The organism is Brenneria populi, assembly GCF_036016195.1.
Classification (GTDB): domain Bacteria; phylum Pseudomonadota; class Gammaproteobacteria; order Enterobacterales; family Enterobacteriaceae; genus Brenneria; species Brenneria populi.
Map to the genome: position 1 here is coordinate 138703 of NZ_JAYWTM010000006.1, position 19040 is coordinate 157742.

General features: G+C 60.7%; 14 protein-coding genes. 9 read left to right on the forward strand and 5 right to left on the reverse strand.

Going from position 1 to position 19040, the window contains the following annotated elements; genetic code table 11:
• Positions 1-89 precede the first annotated feature (89 nt).
• From pepA to VSX58_RS08170, 3 genes are all read left to right on the forward strand, one after another.
• Positions 90-1601 (forward strand): leucyl aminopeptidase, encoded by a 1512-nt coding sequence (gene pepA / locus VSX58_RS08160; RefSeq protein WP_327617650.1) that lies wholly within the window; start codon positions 90-92, stop codon positions 1599-1601.
• 77 nt (positions 1602-1678) lie between these two features.
• Complete coding sequence (locus VSX58_RS08165) at positions 1679-2128, forward strand: DNA polymerase III subunit chi (RefSeq protein ID WP_327617651.1); 450 nt, start codon at positions 1679-1681, stop codon at positions 2126-2128.
• 12 nt (positions 2129-2140) lie between these two features.
• The gene (locus VSX58_RS08170) at positions 2141-4996 is read left to right on the forward strand and encodes a valine--tRNA ligase (RefSeq protein WP_327617652.1); all 2856 of its coding nucleotides are present in this window, start codon (positions 2141-2143) and stop codon (positions 4994-4996) included.
• 389 nt (positions 4997-5385) lie between these two features.
• On the opposite strand, the gene VSX58_RS08175 is transcribed toward VSX58_RS08170, so the two are convergent.
• The gene (locus VSX58_RS08175) at positions 5386-6720 is read right to left on the reverse strand and encodes an NtaA/DmoA family FMN-dependent monooxygenase (RefSeq protein WP_327617653.1); all 1335 of its coding nucleotides are present in this window, start codon (positions 6718-6720) and stop codon (positions 5386-5388) included.
• 183 nt (positions 6721-6903) lie between these two features.
• Here VSX58_RS08175 and fepB point away from each other — a divergent pair, with 183 nt between their 5' ends.
• The 4 genes from fepB (at position 6904) to VSX58_RS08195 (ending at position 12457) form a co-directional block, all read left to right on the forward strand.
• On the forward strand, positions 6904-7881 hold the full coding sequence (gene fepB, locus VSX58_RS08180; protein WP_327617654.1) for a Fe2+-enterobactin ABC transporter substrate-binding protein: 978 nt from the start codon (positions 6904-6906) through the stop codon (positions 7879-7881).
• Between the two features lie 33 nt (positions 7882-7914).
• On the forward strand, positions 7915-8955 hold the full coding sequence (locus VSX58_RS08185; protein ID WP_327617655.1) for a FecCD family ABC transporter permease: 1041 nt from the start codon (positions 7915-7917) through the stop codon (positions 8953-8955).
• Positions 8934-10016 carry a FecCD family ABC transporter permease gene (locus VSX58_RS08190; RefSeq protein WP_327617656.1) on the forward strand — a complete coding sequence of 361 codons (1083 nt, stop codon included), beginning with the start codon at positions 8934-8936 and terminating at the stop codon, positions 10014-10016. Before VSX58_RS08185 ends, VSX58_RS08190 begins: the two co-directional genes overlap by 22 nt.
• A 329-nt stretch (positions 10017-10345) precedes the next feature.
• Positions 10346-12457, forward strand: a complete 2112-nt coding sequence (locus VSX58_RS08195; protein WP_327617657.1) for a TonB-dependent receptor — start codon at positions 10346-10348, stop codon at positions 12455-12457.
• Between the two features lie 82 nt (positions 12458-12539).
• Here VSX58_RS08195 and VSX58_RS08200 read toward each other — a convergent pair whose 3' ends face one another.
• Positions 12540-13376 (reverse strand): siderophore-interacting protein, encoded by an 837-nt coding sequence (locus tag VSX58_RS08200; RefSeq protein WP_327617658.1) that lies wholly within the window; start codon positions 13374-13376, stop codon positions 12540-12542.
• Positions 13377-13708: 332 nt separating this feature from the next.
• On the opposite strand from VSX58_RS08200, the gene exbB reads away from it, so the two are divergent.
• Both exbB and exbD read left to right on the forward strand, forming a co-directional pair.
• Positions 13709-14740, forward strand: coding sequence for a tol-pal system-associated acyl-CoA thioesterase (exbB, locus tag VSX58_RS08205; RefSeq protein ID WP_327617659.1), 1032 nt, complete (start codon positions 13709-13711; stop codon positions 14738-14740).
• Positions 14741-14743: 3 nt separating this feature from the next.
• Positions 14744-15172: a TonB system transport protein ExbD gene (gene exbD, locus VSX58_RS08210; protein WP_327616007.1), complete on the forward strand. Its 429-nt coding sequence runs from the start codon at positions 14744-14746 to the stop codon at positions 15170-15172.
• A gap of 20 nt (positions 15173-15192) precedes the next feature.
• Here the strand turns inward: exbD and VSX58_RS08215 are convergent, their stop codons facing one another.
• Genes VSX58_RS08215 through VSX58_RS08225 form a run of 3 tightly spaced genes read right to left on the reverse strand, consistent with a single transcriptional unit; the run spans position 15193 to position 19029 of the window.
• Positions 15193-16215: a LacI family DNA-binding transcriptional regulator gene (locus VSX58_RS08215; protein WP_327617660.1), complete on the reverse strand. Its 1023-nt coding sequence runs from the start codon at positions 16213-16215 to the stop codon at positions 15193-15195.
• A 34-nt stretch (positions 16216-16249) separates the two neighbouring features.
• Positions 16250-17659 (reverse strand): glycoside hydrolase family 32 protein, encoded by a 1410-nt coding sequence (locus tag VSX58_RS08220; protein WP_327617661.1) that lies wholly within the window; start codon positions 17657-17659, stop codon positions 16250-16252.
• Positions 17659-19029 (reverse strand): sucrose-specific PTS transporter subunit IIBC, encoded by a 1371-nt coding sequence (locus VSX58_RS08225; protein WP_327617662.1) that lies wholly within the window; start codon positions 19027-19029, stop codon positions 17659-17661. The genes VSX58_RS08220 and VSX58_RS08225 overlap by 1 nt, the downstream gene beginning before the upstream one ends.
• Between the last annotated feature and the right edge of the window lie 11 nt (positions 19030-19040).

Sequence of the window (19040 nt, forward strand, 5' to 3'; positions counted from 1 at the left end):
ATTATGTTAACGCAACGGCGGGAAAGTATTACGGAGTGTCACATTCTAGCCGTTGATCCCGTCTTTGTCTTTTAGATTCAGGAGAGTACATGGAGTTCAGCGTAAAAAGCGGTAGCCCGGAAAAACAACGCAGTGCCTGCATTGTCGTCGGCGTGTTTGAACCGCGCCGCTTGTCCCCGATTGCCGAGCAGCTTGATAAAATCAGCGACGGCTATATCAGCGCTTTGCTCCGCCGGGGTGAGCTGGAAGGCAAAGTGGGGCAGTCACTGCTACTGCATCATGTACCCAACATCCTTTCGGAACGTATTTTACTGATTGGCTGCGGCAAAGAGCGGGAACTGGACGAACGTCAATACAAGCAGGTCATTCAGAAAACCATCAACGCGCTGAACGAAACCGGGTCGATGGAAGCGGTCTGTTTTCTGACCGAACTGCACGTTAAGGGCCGCAATACTTACTGGAAAGTGCGCCAGGCGGTGGAAACGGCGAAAGAGTCGCTCTATACCTTCGATCAGCTGAAAAGCAATAAAGTCGAGCTGCGCCGTCCGCTGCGTAAAATGGTGTTTAATGTGCCGACGCGCCGCGAGCTGACCAGCGGAGAGCGCGCTATTCAGCACGGCCTGGCGATCGCCGCCGGCATCAAGGCGGCGAAAGATCTCGGCAACATGCCGCCCAATATCTGTAATGCCGCCTACCTGGCCTCGCAGGCGCGTCAGCTGGCCGATACCTATAGCCAGAATATCATTACCCGAGTGATTGGCGAGCAGCAGATGAAAGAGCTGGGCATGAATGCCTATCTGGCGGTCGGGCAGGGTTCCCAGAATGAATCCCTGATGTCGGTGATCGAATATAAGGGCGATCCGTCGCCGGATGTCCGGCCGATTGTGCTGGTCGGCAAAGGGCTGACCTTTGATTCCGGCGGCGTGTCCATCAAGCCCGCCGACAGCATGGATGAGATGAAATACGACATGTGCGGCGCCGCGACGGTCTACGGGGTGATGCGCATGGCGGCGGAGTTGGCGCTGCCGCTGAATATTATTGGCGTGCTGGCCGGCTGCGAAAACATGGTCGACGGGCGCGCCTACCGGCCGGGCGACGTGCTGACCACCATGTCGGGCCAGACGGTGGAGGTGCTGAACACCGACGCGGAAGGCCGTCTGGTGCTGTGCGACGCGCTGACCTACGTGGAACGCTATGACCCCGAGGTGGTGATTGATATCGCTACGCTGACCGGCGCCTGCGTGATTGCGCTGGGCCACCATATTACCGGGATGATGTCGAACCATAATCCGCTGGCGCACGAGCTGCTGGGCGCTTCCGAGCAGTCCGGCGACCGGGCGTGGCGTCTGCCGCTGACCGATGAGTTCCAGGAGCAACTGGAGTCCAATTTCGCCGATATGGCGAATATCGGCGGCCGTCCCGGCGGGGCGATTACCGCGGGCTGCTTCCTGTCGCGCTTTACGCGCAAATATAGCTGGGCGCATCTGGATATCGCCGGTACGGCGTGGCGCTCGGGAAAAGCCAAAGGCGCGACCGGGCGTCCGGTCGCGCTGCTGTCGCAGTTCCTGCTTAATCGCGCCGGACTGAATGACGTAGAATAACGGTCATCCGTCGGACGCGATCAATGGCGTCGGCATAAACGGGCCGGTTTTTCCGGCCCTTATCAATAGTGTAAATAATGAAAAACGCAACGTTCTATCTTCTCGAACATGACGAAAAAAGCGATGAGCTCAGCGCCTTTGAGGCGTTGGCATGCGATCTGGCGGCGGAACGTTGGCGTGCGGGAAAGCGGGTGCTGATCGCCTGTGAGAATGAACGGCAGGCGGTACGGCTGGACGAGGCGCTGTGGCGGCGCGATCCGCATGCGTTCGTGCCGCATAATTTGGCCGGCGAGGGGCCGCGTCAGGGGGCGCCGGTTGAACTGGCATGGCCGGAGCGGCGGGGGAACGCCCCGCGCGACCTGCTTATCAGCCTGTTGCCGTATTTCGCAGATTTTGCCACCGCTTTCCATGAAGTGATAGACTTTGTCCCTTACGAAGAATCCCTGAAACAGTTGGCGCGCGACCGCTACAAGGCCTATCGCAGCGTCGGCTTTCAATTGACCACGGCTAAGCCGCCAACTCACTGAATTTTGAGCATAATGGAAACGAAATATAACCCGCAAGATATCGAGCAGCCTCTTTACGAGCACTGGGAAGAGCAAGGCTACTTCAAGCCGAACGGCGATGTGAGCAAAGAGAGCTTCAGTATCATGATCCCGCCGCCCAACGTTACCGGCAGCTTGCATATGGGTCATGCTTTCCAGCAAACCATTATGGATACGATGATTCGCTATCAGCGTATGCAGGGGAAAAATACGCTATGGCAGGCGGGCACCGACCACGCCGGCATCGCCACGCAGATGGTGGTGGAGCGTAAGATCGCGGCGGAAGAGGGTAAAACCCGGCACGACTATGGCCGCGCAGGCTTCATTGAAAAAATCTGGCAGTGGAAAGCCGAGTCCGGCGGCACCATTACCCGCCAGATGCGCCGTCTGGGCAACTCCGTGGACTGGGAGCGCGAGCGCTTTACCATGGACGAAGGGCTGTCCGAGGCGGTGAAAGAGGTATTCGTTCGCCTGTATAACGAAGATTTGATTTATCGCGGCAAACGTCTGGTGAACTGGGATCCGAAACTGCGCACCGCCATCTCCGATCTGGAGGTGGAAAACCGCGAATCCAAAGGTTCCATGTGGCATCTGCGCTATCCGCTGGCCGACGGCGTCAAAACCGCCGACGGCAAGGATTATCTGGTGGTCGCCACCACGCGTCCTGAAACCGTGTTGGGCGATACCGGCGTGGCGGTAAACCCGGAAGATCCGCGCTATAAAGACCTGATCGGCAAAGAAGTCATTCTGCCGCTGGTTAACCGCCGCATCAAGATCGTCGGCGACGAACACGCCGATATGACCAAAGGCACCGGCTGCGTGAAAATCACGCCGGCGCATGACTTCAACGACTACGAGGTCGGCAAGCGTCACCAACTGCCGATGATCAATATTCTGACCTTCGACGGCGATATCCGTCAGGAAGCCGAAGTCTTCGATACCAACGGCGAAGCCAGCGCCGTCTACAGCGGCGAGATCCCCGCCCGGTTCCGCGGTCTTGAACGTTTCGCCGCGCGTAAGGCGATCGTCGCCGCTTTTGATGATATGGGGCTGCTGGAAGAGATCAAGGCGCATGATTTGACCGTGCCGTACGGCGACCGCGGCGGCGTGGTGATTGAGCCGATGCTGACCGACCAGTGGTACGTGCGCACCGCGCCGCTGGCGAAGGTGGCGATAGAGGCGGTGGAGCAGGGGCAGATCCAGTTCGTGCCGAAGCAGTACGAAAATATGTACTTCAGCTGGATGCGCGATATTCAGGACTGGTGTATCTCCCGCCAGCTGTGGTGGGGACACCGCATTCCGGCCTGGTACGACGATAGCGGCAAGGTTTACGTCGGCCGTGACGAAGCGGAAGTGCGCCGCGACAATCATCTCTCCGACGACGTGGCGCTGCATCAGGATGAAGACGTGCTGGATACCTGGTTCTCTTCCGGTCTGTGGACTTTCTCCACGCTGGGCTGGCCGGAACAGACGCCGGAGCTGAAGGCGTTCCATCCCAGCAGCGTGATGGTCAGCGGCTTCGATATCATCTTCTTCTGGATCGCCCGCATGATCATGCTGACCATGCACTTCATCAAAGACGAGAACGGCAAGCCGCAGGTGCCGTTCCATACCGTTTATATGACCGGGCTGATCCGCGATGAGGAAGGCCAGAAAATGTCCAAATCCAAAGGGAATGTGATCGACCCGCTGGATATGGTGGACGGCATTTCGCTGGAGGCGCTGCTGGAAAAACGCACCGGCAACATGATGCAGCCGCAGCTGGCGGAAAAAATCCGCAAGCGCACCGAGAAGCAGTTCCCGAACGGCATCGAGCCGCATGGTACGGATGCGCTGCGCTTTACCCTGGCGGCGCTGGCCTCCACCGGGCGCGATATCAACTGGGATATGAAGCGTCTGGAGGGTTACCGCAACTTCTGCAACAAGCTGTGGAACGCCAGCCGTTTCGTGCTGATGAATACCGAGGGTCAGGATTGCGGTCTGCAGGGCGGCGAAAAAGTGCTGTCGCTGGCCGATCGCTGGATTCTGGCGGAGTTCAACCGCACGGTGAAAGCGTACCGGGAAGCCCTGGACGGCTACCGTTTCGATATCGCCGCCAATATTCTGTACGAATTCACCTGGAACCAGTTCTGCGACTGGTATCTGGAGCTGGCGAAGCCGGTGATGAACGGCGGCGGCGAAGCGGAACTGCGCGGCACCCGCCATACGCTGGTCACGGTGCTGGAGGCGCTGCTGCGTCTGGCGCATCCGATCATTCCGTTTATTACCGAAACCATCTGGCAACGGGTGAAAACGCTGAAAGGCATTAGCGCCGATACGATCATGTTGCAGCCTTTCCCTGAGTTCGACGCCGCGCAGGAAGATACGCAGGCGCTGAACGATCTGGAATGGATCAAGCAGGCGATAATCGCCGTGCGTAATATCCGCGCGGAAATGAATATCGCGCCGGGCAAACCGCTCGAGCTGCTGCTGCGCGACGCCGCTCCCGAAGCCGCGCGCCGGGCGCAGGAAAACCGCGGCTTTATTCAGACGCTGGCTCGTCTGGATAGCATCACGCTGTTGCCGGCGGGCGATAAAGGCCCGGTATCCGTTGCCAAATTGGTGGACGGCGCCGAGCTGCTGATTCCGATGGCGGGTCTGATTGACAAAGCCGCGGAGCTGGATCGTCTGGCAAAAGAGGTCGCCAAAATCGAAACGGAGATCGGCCGTATCGAGAGCAAGCTGGCCAACGAGGGCTTTGTGGCGCGCGCTCCGGAAGCGGTGGTGGCCAAAGAGCGCGCCAAGCTTGACGGCTACGCGGCGGCGAAAGCGAAACTGCTGGAGCAGCGGGCGACTATCGCCGCGCTGTAACGCGCGCGGGGCTCGCTCTGCGGGCCCCGCCGGCGGCGTTTAAAGACGCGCGCGTTTTTGTCGGGGGAACGCGGGGGGAGATTTCCGTAGGGAAGCCTCACCCCCGTGGTCGCCCCGAGTATCTCGATCTGACAAAACCATCATCTCCGATCGCCTCCGATCGCCGCTTATCGGACTTTGCCATCCTGCGTGGCTATTCGTCATTCCTTCCCTTCCTCTCTGTCATTCCCGTCCGCGCGGCAATGACAGCGAGGAAGGCGCGTAGGGGAAACCAAGCAACATACTGTTATTTATGATAATTAACTCAATAAAGTTTAATTGTTTATTGAGATTTAGGAGCGGTTATCTCTCCGCAGTAAAAAAATAAACGTTTTCTATTCGCATGACGGTCACCGGTCGGTTGGCGTCTGAGACGGCGGATCCATGCCCAAATGCTGGCGCAGGGTGGCGCCGTCGTAGTCGCGGCGGAACAGGCCTTGTTCCACCAAAAGGGGGAGCAGGTCGTCGAAAAAACAGTCGAGCGACGCCGGCGATCCGCCGGGCAGCGCGATAAAACCGTCCGCCGCGCCGGCTTGCGTCCGAGCGATAATTTCCCGCAGGGCATCTTCCGCCGTACCGACCACCAGCCAGTGCGCGGAGCCGATGACTTCCGGCCTTTGCAGCAGCTCGCCGACGGTAAGGCGTTCCCGTAGGATCAGGCGCCGTAGTAAATCGGCATGCGTCTGGCTGCGAGTCCGGGCGAGCGGCGCGGGGAGCATCCGCGCCGTGATGGGCTGGTCCGGCGGCAGCCGGCTGAGGTCGACTCCCAGCATCTCCCTGATACCGGCGTATCGGCGCTCCAGCGCCAGATTGGCATGGGTTTCCTGATACAGCTCGCGCGCCTCGCGCCGGTTTTTCCCCAGATAGAGGCTCAGGCCGGGCAGCAGCCGGATCGCATCGGGCCGCCGGCCGTGCGCCTGCGCCCGCCGGCGCAGATCGGCGCGCAGTTCGACGCCGGCGGCGCTGTCCGGCGTGGCGGCGAAGACGCCGTCGGCGATCCGCGCGGCGAAATCGCGTCCCCAATCCGACGCGCCGGCCTGAAACAGCGGAATGGCGCCGCTGCCCGCGTCCGGCACGTTGAGCGGCCCCTCGACGCTAAAAAAACGGCCGCGGTGGCCGATGGGGCGCAGCCTATCGGCCTGCGCATACTCGCCCTTGCACCGGTCTATAGCCAGCGCGTCGTGCGGATAGCTTTGCCACAGCCGGCGCACCACGTCCGTGAACTCAAGGGCTTTTTCATAGCGCTCCCGGGAGGGCGGCATGGAGTCAAGCCCGAAATTCCGCTGACCGTCCAGCGCGGTAACCACGTTCCAGCCCGCCCGGCCGCGGCTGATCCAGTTGAGGGACTGGATTTGCCGGGCAACGATATAAGGGGGGTAAAAAGTCGTCGACGCGGTGGAGACCAGGCCGATACGGCGGGTTTCCCCGGCGATGGCCGCCAGCAGCACGCTGGGATCGAGACTGCTGAAGGACGGCGAACGCGCCGCGCTTTGCGGATCGATGAACAGGGTGTCGGGACGGAACAGAAAATCCAGTTTCGCGTTTTCCGCCCGTTTGGCCAGGTCGATATAAAAGTCGGGCGAATAAATGTCTTCCACCCGGCTGTCGGCGCGCCGCCAGCCGTTTCCGGTCAGCCAGGTGACGGCGATTGACATGCCGATACACAACGGTCGGTTTGCTGCCATGCCTGTTTTTCTCCTGTTCCAGGGGGATATCCGTTCCGCCGGTTGCATCGCATCTTGGCGGGCGCGCTATTGCGGCGCCTGCGGGTGAATATTATACTGCGGCGAGTTTGCTTTTAGCGATTGAGAATCATTTCGCATTTATTATTATGCCTGTTTTAGGCGCGGATGGCGGTCGGGAGATTGATGAATAACAAGAAAAGCAGGGCGAATGCGGGACGTCTGCTGCTGATGCTGGCGGCGCTGGCGGGATTTATCGTCCAGGCCGCGCACGCCGGCGCCGTCTGGCCGCGAACCTTTCACAATGCCGACGGCACCACCACCGTTCTGCCCGCCCAGCCGAAGCGCATTTTGTCCACCTCGGTGACCATCAGCGGAACGCTGCTGGCGATCGATGCGCCGCTGGCGGCCAGCGCCGCCGCGGCCAACGGCCGGTTCTTTGCCCAGTGGGACAAGACGGCGCAAGCGCGCCGGGTGGAAAAACTGTGGCCGGCGGGCAGCGTGGATCTGGAAGCGGTCTATGCCGTCGCGCCCGATTTGATCGTGGTCGCCGCCACGGGCGGGGACTCCGCGCTCGGGCAGATCGACGAGCTGAACGCCATCGCGCCGACCATCGTGCTGGATTACGGCGGCCAGACCTGGCAGGCGCTGGCGCGGCAGATTAGCGTGGCGGTCGGTCTTGAAGCGCAGACCAACGTGCGCATCGCCGAATTCGACGCCGAGGTTAACGCGGCTCGCGATAAAATCACCCCGCCGCAGGGCAAGGTGAACATTATCAGTTACAACGGTCCCGGCGCCAGCAACCCGATCGCCACCTCCGACGGGGTTCACGCCCGGCTGCTGAGCGCGCTCGGCTTTAGCCTGGAAGCGCCCGATCCGGCATGGCAAAGCAGCGTCGCCCCGCGGCAGGATTTTATCTGGGCGCAGTATGAAAATCTGACCCAGTTGACCGCCTCCACGACGTTTCTGCTCAGCGCGGGGGACGACAAAGCGGCGGCGTTTCTGCGGGATCCGATGCTGGCCAATTTGCCCTCGGTAAAAAAGAAACAGGTCTATGGGCTGGGCGTTAATTCGTTTCGCATCGACTATTTCAGCGCCAGGGAGATTATCGACGGTATCGTCAGACAGTTTGACCGGTCGGCGCGAGTCGGGCCGTCGTCGTAGCCGATGCGACGGCGCTACAGGATAAAAAACGCCATGCCTTCCGTTGTTCACTCCGCAACCCGCTCCCGCCGCGGTAAATTCAGATTTCGCCGCCGCGGGCTGGCGTTCGGCGCGCTGCTGCTGGCGGCGTTGGCCGTATGGAGCCTGTTTATCGGCGCGCGGCCCATTCCGTCGCCGGTGACCTGGCAGGCGCTGGTGGCGTTCGACCCCGGCAATAGCGAGCATCTGCTGGTCCGCTATCTGCGGGTGCCGCGCACGCTGCTGGCGATGGTGGTGGGCGCCGCGCTGGGCGTCTCCGGCGCCATCATGCAGGCGCTGACTCGCAATCCTCTCGCCGATCCCGGCATCCTCGGGGTGAATGCTGGGGCGATGGTGGCGATCGTCGCGGCGATCGCCTTTCTGGGGATCACCGATGTCGCCGGATATATGTGGTTCGGGCTGGCCGGCGCCGGGCTGGTCGGCAGCGCCGTCTATCTGCTGGGCGGCGGCTGGCGGGGAATCAATTCGATTCGCGTGGTGCTGGCGGGGGCGGCGCTGACGGTGGTGCTGCTGGCGCTGACTCAGCTGATTACCGTCAACAGCGATGAGGCGGTGTTTAATCAGTTCCGCCACTGGGCCGTGGGGTCCCTGCAGGGGCGCGGTTATCCGGTGCTGATTCCGGTATCGGTTCTGGCGGCGGCCGGCCTGCTGCTGGCGCTGGCCCTGGCCAAAGCGCTGGATATGGTGGCGCTCGGCAGGGATTTGGGGCAATCGCTCGGCGTTAATGCGGTCGGGGTATGGCTGCTGTCGGCGCTGGCCATTATCGTCCTGGCGGGCGCCGCCACGGCCGCCGCCGGGCCGATCGGCTTCGTCGGGCTGACCGCTCCGCATTTCGCGCGCTTCGTGGCCGGGTCGGACTATCGCTGGATCCTGCCTTATTCCATGTTGATCTCCGCGATTTTGCTGGTAACGGCCGATATTCTCGGTCGGCTGCTGGGTTATCCGGGGGAAATCAGCGTCGGCATTATGGTGGCGCTGATTGGCGGGCCGGTATTCGTGGCGCTGGTGCGGCGATGGAAGCTCGCACAGCTATGAACGCCGCGCCCGCTTCCCGCCGGCCGCCCGGCGTAGCCGGCATTCTCTGGCGCCGGGGAAGGGTGTCGCTGCTGGTTTCCCCGCGAACGTTGGCGGTGTGCGCGGTGATGCTGGTGCTTTTGCTGGCGCTGGCCGCGTTTTCCGTCACGCTGGGGCGCTTCAATCTCAGCGCGGCGCAAATTCTGGATGCGATCCTCGGGGGCGGCGATGGCGGCCCAGGCGCCCGCATCATTCGCAATGTCCGTCTGCCGCGAACGCTGACCGCCATTTTCGTCGGCGCGGCGCTGGGCGTTTCCGGGGCGATCTTCCAGTCCGTATCGCGCAACGCGCTGGGCTCTCCCGATATTATCGGCTGCACCACCGGCGCGGCCAGCGGGGCGCTGATTCAAATCGTTCTGTTCAACACCGGCCCGATGGCCGTCGCCTGCGCCGCGATAACGGGCGGCATCGCGACGTCGCTGCTGGTGTATCTGCTGTCGTTGAAGGGCGGGATGGTAAAAGGCCATCGCTTGATTCTTACCGGGATCGGCGTCGGGGCGACGCTTAGCGCCCTGAACGGCTTTCTGCTGGTGAAGGGCGATCTGGATAACGCGGTGATGGCGAACCTGTGGCTGGCGGGTTCGGTGCAGTCGCGCACCTGGATGCATCTGATTCCGGTCATGACGGGCGTACTGGCGCTGCTGCCGCCGATTCTTCTGTCGGCCAGACGGCTCACCATGATAGAGATGGGGGACGATATCGCCCGCCAGCTTGGCATTCGCGTGGAGCGCGTCCGCCTGACGATGATTTTCTGCGCGGTGCTCCTGGCGGCGCTGGCCACCGGCGCCACCGGGCCGGTGGCCTTTATCGCCCTGGCCGCCCCGCAGTTGGTGGCGCGGCTGACCCGCTCGCGGGCGCTGCCCGTGATCGGCGCCGCGCTGATGGGCGCCTGCCTGTTGCTGCTGGCCGATCTGACGACGCAATTACTTCCTTTGACCGTCGCGGCGCCCGTCGGGCGTATGACCGGTATTGTCGGCGGGCTCTATCTGCTCTGGCTGCTGACCCGATCGCGCCGCTTCTGAACTTTTTCTTAAATGATAATGATTTGCATTAATTAATGCTAAATATTATTATTCGTAACAATAATTGTACCGCTTTTATCATCAAATGACGCAACGCCCGGCGCCTGATGGGGATGCGCGTCTCTCGTTTTATATGACCATCGCGGATAGACCGCGCAGACTAATAATTAAGCGATGGCGCCAGAGCAGGTTAAGCCTGCCCATTGGCATGGCGACGCGTGCCTCTGGGGCGCCGGATCCTCTATGCCGTTTGTAAAGTGAAAATCACGGTCGCTTTTCTTATGTGAGCAGAACAGATTTTGTGCACTTTTGCTAAAGGAGAGTTATTGATGAATACGTTACATTCGGCTCGGCGATGCATGCGTTCGGAGAGTAAAAAAGAATCGGCGAGTTTACGCCGCGCCGGCTCGGTCGCGGCCCTGCTGCTGGGATTCATCGCCCTGCCGGTGTCCGATGCCCGGGCCGCCGGCGAAGAAGAGGAGGTCAGAGCGGCGGCGGCCCAGTCGGAGACTGACACCATCGTGGTCACCGGCGAGAAGGGCAACCGCTCGATTTACGACACCGGCTCAAGCGTGGAGGTCTACGACGCCCGCCGGCTCGAAGCGGTGCCGGGCGTCTCTACGGCGTCGGACCTGCTCAAGATGACGTCGAACATCGTCGATATCGGCATCGGCAACGATCTTCCCACTATCCGCGGCGTCGACGGCACCGGGCCGGCGCAGGGCGCGCACGCCTTTCTGAACGGTTCGCGTCCCCGTATGAACGTGACGATCGACGGCCGTTCGCTCAGCTATAACGAACTCGGCTTCGGTCCGCTGTCGCTGTGGGATATCGAGCGGGTCGAGGTGTTCCGCGGTCCGCAGAGCCTGTTGCAGGGGCGAAACTCTATCGCCGGCGCGATGGTGATCGCCTCGAAAGATCCGATGTTCCACTGGGAATCGGCGGTGAAGGGCGGCATCGGCAACCGGCACTATTCGCAGACGGCGGCGATGGCGTCCGGGCCGCTGGTTGACGACGAGCTGGCGTTCCGCGTCAGCGTCGACCGCCAGCAGCGGCGCAGCAGCGCCGATATGGTCGCCTATGCGCCGGTCGGCGATCCGCGCGAGGTGGAAATAACGACCTCGCGTTTCAAACTGCTGTACAACCCCGCCGCCTTGCCGGATCTGACCACCAGGCTGGCGGTAAATCATTATGATACCGAAGCGCCGCAGAATGAGGCCACCACCAGCTCGCGCTATGAGGCGCGGCGGCCGGTGTTCGAGACCAGGTCCACCAGCGGCATTTGGGATATCTCCTGGGAGGGCGTTGATGCGTTCAAACTGGAAAACAAGCTGATATACACGGACTTCGACAACCATCGCCGCACCTATGACGGCCTACAGGCCGCCGAGATCGACGGCAAGGAGTTCCAACTGGAGCCGCTGGCGCACTTCGGCGACGGCGACGATCGGCTGCGCGCGCTGGTCGGGCTGCGCTACTTCTACGCCAAACAGGACGAGTACGTCAATATGGCCAGTTACTACGGCGGCATGAACACCTTCGACGACAAGACTCAAACCTTTTCGGCGTTCGCCGAAGCCACCTACGCGGTGGCGCCGCAGGTCGACGTGACGCTGGGCGGGCGCTTCGAGCATGAAGAGCGCAGGCGCGTGGGCGGCAGCAGCAACGTGGCGATCGATTTCGACAAGACCTACGACGTCTTTCTGCCCAAGGTCGAAGCGGCCTGGAAGCCGCAGCCGGGGCAGACCTATGGCGCGCGCATCGCGCGCGGCTACAACGGCGGCGGCGCCGGGATGACGTTTTATGAGCCCTTCATCAGTTATACCTACGACCCGGAATACGTCTGGAACTACGAGCTGTTCAGCCGCCATCAGTTGAAGGATAGCGACGTTGAACTCACCACCAATATTTTCTATAACGATTATAAGGACATGCAGCTGCCTACCACCGTCAACGGCGCCGAGGTGATCCTCAACGCGGATAAGGTGGAGACCTACGGCGCCGAACTGGGCGCGCGCTGGACGCCGTCCTGGTCGTTTGAGATGAACGGATCGGTCGGGCTATTGAAATCCAAGATCGAGCGCTTTTCCGCCAGCAGCCTGGAGGGCAACAGACTGGCGCGCGCGCCGGGCTATACCGCCAACGTCGGCGCTACCTGGCGCTTCCTGCGGAGTTTCGAACTGAGCGGCAACGTCACCTTCTCGGACTCCTACTATTCCAACGCCGACAACGATGCGCGTGGCCGCATCTCCTCGTACTGGAGAAGCAACCTGCAGTTGGCGTACAACTTCAAACAGGGCCGCGCCACGCTGTTCGCGCAGAACCTGTTCGACAATAACGACAGCGTGATGAACTACTACGGCAGCACGCGCACCGGAACATACCTCTCCGAGGTGAAACCCGATCGAACAATCGGCGCGTCGCTTGAATTGACGTTCTGAGGACAAAGGAGAGGTTATTCCGAACCGAAAAACTATCCGCGGCGATGTCTATATGATGGAGGCGATCGCCGCGCTTTGCGTTTCAGTCCTGGCTGTCCATAACCTCATGGCGCAGGTCGTGATAACTCTCCTCATCGTAGCCGTGGCGCCAGTAAGGAATGGCGTAGATGCGCTGGCGATCGACCCCTTTTTCCCGGCGAATATAGCGACGCAGCGATTTGATCAGCCGATCCTCGCCGCCGATCCAGAATGTGGCGTCCTGAACGGGCAATTCCCAGGAGGCGAATATCGCCACCATTTTTTCAGTTAGGGAGATATCGCCCCATAGCCAGACGATCTCCACCCCCGCCGGTTTCTCCAGGTCCTGAACGTCGGCTTCCCGATCCACGCGAATAATGACCTTGCCCCGCGCGTCCGGCGACATTTTTTCCAGCAGCGCGGCGATCGCCGGCAGTGAGGTGGGGTCGCCGGCCATAAAGTAGTGGGCGGCCTCCGGCAGCATGGGGCTGGGGCCGCCGGGATTGGAGATGCCGACCCAGTCGCCGGGCCGCGCCTGACGGGCGAACGTCAGCGCCGGCCCTCCGGCTTCGCCGTGCATGGCGAATTCAATATCCAGTTCGCGCTGCGCCGGCCGGATGGCCCGCACCGAGTAGGTTCTGATCGCCGGCGGCACGTCGCCTTCACGCCATTGCGGCCCCTGGGGGGTGAGGGTGGGGATGGCCGGTTTCAGCTGCCCTGCGCGGGGTAACAGAATTTTCAGGTGCCAGCCTTCGCAGTCGGGCGGGTAGCTATGCAGATTTTCGCCGCTGAAGGTAATGCGCCGCAGGCCTGGCGTAATGTCCCGAATCGCTTTGACCTGCACCAGCTGCGGGGGCGCCGGCCGATAGGGGGTTTTGGGGGCGTCGTGGGGTGTGGACATGGATTTTCTCCCTGAGAGGATGGCCTTTTTGTATGACCCGCCATCTCTGGCGGTCACCCAATGGGTTGTCGCTGACGCGATGTCAAAAAACTTACGTGGGGCGTCTTGCCCTCTGCCCTGACGGGCCGCCGTAAACGGCGTTTTTTCTCCCGGACGTTTTTTGTACGCCGAGTGTACCAGCTATTCCTATTAATATTAATTGTTATCATTATCAAAGGCATTTTGGCGATGCATAAATAATAATGAGAACAACTATCAATTAATTCAGGGTTTGATATCATTTCAGGCTGATTTATTGTGTCATTGTGATGGATTAACGGTGGAGGCACAGCGTGAATACGGCTGTCAGTAACATTACCCAGCAGGCATCATCAACCTGGCAAAAAAAACGTGGCGCATTTAGCGCATTTTCCCGCAGCGTGCTGATTGCCCTGTTTTTAACCGCGGGACTAAGTGGAAATGCGCTGGCCGCGCCGGCCGCCGCGCCGTTGTCCGGCGATAACGCCGGCGATTCCCCGACCTCGGCCGTTGCCGCCCCGGCGGCGCAAAATGCCCCCGTCGCGCCGCCGGCCGTGCTTGAAAGCGCCGCTCCAGGCTCCGCCCTCTCCCTGCCGCCCAGCGCCCTGCCCGGCACGACAAGCCTGATGAGAACGGATTTGTCCGTCCTGGGTATGTACCAGCACGCCGATTTGGTGGTGAAAACCGTGATGATCGGCCTGCTGCTGGCTTCCGTTATCACCTGGGCGATTTTCTTCAGTAAAAGCGTCGAACTGATGGGCGCCAAACGCCGCCTGCGTAATGAGTACCAGCTGCTGGAGCAAGCCAAAACCCTGGATGACGCCGCGGAATCGGCCGGCGCGTTCAAGGCCGGCAGCGTGGCGCGGCAACTGCTGGCCGACGCGCAGAACGAACTGTCGCTGTCCGCTCTTTCGGAGCATGATGAAGGGATTAAAGAGCGCGCCGCGTTCCGTCTAAAACGCCGCGTCGCCGCGACCGGCCGCCTGATGGGGCGCGGCAATGGCTATCTGGCGACGGTGGGCGCGGTGGCGCCGTTTATCGGGCTGTTTGGCACCGTATGGGGCATCATGAATAGCTTCATCGGCATCGCGCAAACGCAGACCACCAACCTGGCCGTGGTCGCGCCCGGCATCGCCGAAGCGCTGCTGGCGACGGCTATCGGTCTGGTGGCCGCCATCCCCGCCGTAGTGATCTACAACGTGTTCGCCCGCTGGATCGCCGGCTATAAAGCGCTGGTCGGCGACGCCGCCGCGCAGATACTGCTGCTGTTGAGCCGCGATCTTGATGTCGCGGCCAGCAACGACGGACGAAATGCTTCATCGACGCAGAAATTGCGGGTGGGATAAGCCATGGCGATACATTTTCATGATGATTTAGGCGATGACGGCGAAATGCATGATATCAACGTGACGCCGTTTATCGACGTCATGCTGGTTCTGCTGATCATTTTTATGGTCGCAGCGCCGCTGGCTACCGTTGATATCCGCGTCGATCTGCCCGCTTCGTCCGCGGCTCCTCAACCTCGTCCTGAAAAGCCGGTCTATCTGACGGTGAAAGCCGACAAGCAATTATATGTCGGCGATGAAGTCGTCAATGAGCAGTCGCTGGGCCACGCGTTGGATGTCACCACCAGCGCCAATAAAGAGACCACCATTTTCTTCCAGGCGGACAAGAGCGTGGATTATGAAACCATGATGAGAGTGATGGATGCGCTGCGCGCAGCCGGATACCTTAAAGTGGGTCTGGTCGGCGCGGAATCGGCGGCGAAGGCGAGATAGTCATCGCCGGAAGCCCTGGCTCATTGACGCGAGTCAGGGTGCCGCCACTGGATATGCATGGGCGGGAGATAGCGCTTATCCTGCGTTAAAGAACGCCCCTCAATCAACGCGCTGATCATGTCGAAGCTATTCCCCGCCAAACGTTCGCTATCCTGGGCGATGGTGTCGATCTTCAACGGTAGGCAGTCGAACAGGTAGTGATCGTCGAAGCTGCACAGATGAATATCGCTTTCCATCAGATTATGCTGGCTCATATAACGCAGTACCCCTTCAAGCAGGCCGCAGGCCGCGGTAAAGAGCGCTTTCGGCGGCCGGCCCAGTTCGGCGCAGAGCCGGGCGAACATTTCATAGCCTGAGCTAGGGTGGTAATCGCCATGAATAACCCATTCAGGGCGGCACTCCACGCCTGCGCGTTGCAACCCCAGCCGAAAGCCGGCCAGACGGTCGCGCGTCGGGGAGATGCGCGCCTGGCCGCCGATAAAATAGAACTCATCGCCGTGCCGGCGGGCGATGCGCTCGACGAGTTCGGCCGTCGATTCCACCGACTCGGTCATCACCAGCGGCAGCTCGGACTCGCCGATCGCCCGGTCGAATTGCACCACCGGCAATTGCTGGTTGATTTTCTGGTACTCGATGTCGCTGAGCATGCTGGATGCCACGATGATGCCGTCAACCTGACGCTGTATCAGGCTGTTGACCGCCATTAGCTCCTGACTCGGATTTTCATCGGTACAGGCGATAAGGAGCTGTAGTCCCGCTTCGCGGCACAGCATTTCCAGATCGCGCGAGATAATGGCGAAACCATAGTTGGTCATTTCCGGCACCACCAGACCCAGCGTATTGCTGCGGGTCGAACGCAGTGAACGGGCGTGAATGCTGGGCTGATAACGCTGCTCGTGGGCGATGGCCATAATGCGATCGCGGGTGGCGTCAGAAACGCGGAACTCTTTGCTGCGGCCATTAAGCACCACGCTGGCCGTGGATTTGGATACGCCCGAGAGCGCGGCGATATCACTGATTGTTACGCGTTTGGTCTGTTTCACCGCTTGAGCCATCCGCCGTCAGAAAAAAGGGATATTATTCTATCACGCATGGCGCCAACAGCCAGTGCTGCAATGTCAATCGTCCCGCGCCGCTGAAAGCAAGCATTGCCTCCCCGTCCGGGAAATAATTGGCGGACATCGCCGCCGCGCCGTCATTGATGAAAATCTCAACGCTCGAACGGTCGAACAAGATCTGCAATTGCCGTAGCGCCCCGCGCCAGTAGCGCTGTTCCGGCTCGCCGGTGCGCCGATTGCGCCGAGTCAGGGTCAGGCGTTCTCCGTCCCAGCACAGGCCCAGCTGCGAGGCTATATCCAGCTGAAATTCCTCCTGGGCCGCGAGAATGACCTCGGCGCTGTTTACCGGGAGCGGCGGCACGGCGCTGGCGATGCCTTGCCATGAGGTGGGCCGCGTGCGCAGCTGTTGCAGCTCGCGCGCGGGCTGCTGATAGAGTTTGCCTTCGCGTAGCGTCAGCTCCCTCGGGCAGGTCATGGTGTGGATCCAGCCCTGCTCAATGGTGGGGACGAAAAACTCGTTCTCGTCGGGAATGGCCATCCAGCCGAACATCAAGCGCCGTCCGTCCGCGCTTTGCGTCGTCTGCGGGGCGTAAAAGTCGAAGCCGAGATCCAGCTCATTGAATTCATGGTGCCGGTAATTACCGCTTTGATAATCCAGCTCCCCGATAAAATAACCCGCCTGAAAGGTATTCAGATAACGCTCTTCTTGCGCCGGAATGCCCTGCGGGCAGCAGATGAGAACGTCCCGTTGGTTCAGCCGGAACAGGTCCGGACACTCCCACATATAGCCGAAATCACCCAGTCCGCCGAGCCGGGAACCGGCAATCTCGGCGATTTTATCCCAGCGGCGCAGATCGCCTGAGCGAAACAGCAGCACCTTGCCCTGCAGCTGTTTATCCTGCGCGCCCAGCACCATGTACCAGTGCGCGTCATGTTTCCACACTTTCGGATCGCGGACGTGGCCGGTATAGCCCTTCGGCAGATCCAGCACCGGTCCCAGCTTGTCATATTCGCCGTCGGCGTTCTCTCTGGCCAGGCATTGGAATGCCGTGCGCGAGCCGTCGTCGTATTTCACATTACCGGTGTAAACCAGGGTTATCGCGCCTTGATCAACCACGGCGGAGCCGGAGTAGCATCCGTGCGTCTCGTAACTTTCGCCGGGCACCAGCGCGACAGGTTCATGGCGCCAGTGCACCAGATCGGCGGAACTCCAGTGCCCCCAGAATTTCGCTCCGTGAGCGCAGGCTAACGGATTCCACTGATAAAACAGATGGTAACGCCCTTCATGATGGATAAATCCATTCGGATCGTTGAGTAGGCCCACGTTTGGCGACAGATGCCAATACGGACGGTGAGGATCGTCGCCGATGCGGGCCGGGTTAGACATCAGGGCGTGCGCCATACGCTTTAACAAGTGGATTTCCATCATTATTTGCTATCCGTTTTGTATTTCAGCAGGAATGAAATGATAAAGGCGGCGCCAAAGGCGATGAGCATGCCGAACAGGTAACTCAGTATCGAACCGGCCTGAACGATCGCCAGTCCGGGAAAGCCGGTTAAGCCTACCGCCGTCATATTGACATGATTGAAGACCACCCATGCTCCGCCGAGCGCGCCGCCGGCCAGCGCCGCCAGGAACGGTTTGATAAAGCGCAGGTTGATACCGAATATCGCTGCTTCGGTGATCCCCAATAGGCAGGAAAGACCGGCCGGGACGGCGATGGCTTTGATTTTAGCATCGCGCGTTTTGAAATAGACCGCCAGGCAGGCGCCGCCCTGAGCGACGTTGGCCATCGCCCAGATAGGCAGCAGGAAGTTAACGCCGATGTTCGGGTTACCCAACAGCCCGGCTTCTATGGCGTGGAAGCTGTGGTGAACGCCGGTAATGACGATGACGGAATAGAGACCGCCGAACAGTAGACCGGCCAGCCAACCGGCATGGGAAATCAGCGTGCTCAGCACAAAGGAGATGCCGTCGCCCAGCATGCGACCCGCCGGGCCGATGATGAGCAAGGCGATAAAGCCGGAAATCACTACGGTCAGGAAGGGGGTGATAATGATATCTAGCGCATCGGGCACCACCTTGCGCAGGCGTTTTTCCACCAGGCTCATAAACCAGACGGCCAGCAGCACCGGGAATACGGTGCCCTGGTAGCCCACCATGGCGATCTCCAGGCCGAACAGGTTCATGGTCTGGAAGCCGCCGGCTACCCCCCAGGCGTTGGTAAGCGCGGGGTGGGTGAGGATGCCGCCCAGCGTCGCGCCCAGATAGGGGTTGCCGCCGAATTCCCGCGCGGCGGTGAAACCGATAAGAATAGGCAGAATGATAAAGGCGGCGGAGCTGAACATATCCAGCATGATGAAAATCGCGCTGCCGGCGTCGGCCCAGCCGTAGGTTTTAATCAGCCCGAGCAGCCCCATCAGCAGACCGGACGCCACGATCGCCGGAATAATGGGGACGAAGATGTTTGACAGCAGGCGGGCCAGACGCTGCAGCGGATTGAGTTTTTGCGCCGCCAGCGTGGCGGCCTCAGACTTGCTTGACTCGTTGACGCCGGCCGCTTTGATAAATTCGGCATAGACTTTATTGACCAGCCCTGTGCCGAAAATTATCTGGATTTGCCCCGCATTGTGAAAGCAGCCTTTGACGCCTTCAACATTCTCAATCGCTTTTTTATCGGCCAGGCTATCGTCGTTCAGCACCAGCCGTAGGCGGGTGGCGCAGTGGGCGGCGCTGGCGATATTTTCTTTCCCGCCCAGCAGGGGGATCAGCGCTGACGCTGTGGCGTTAATGTCCATTTTGTTCCTCT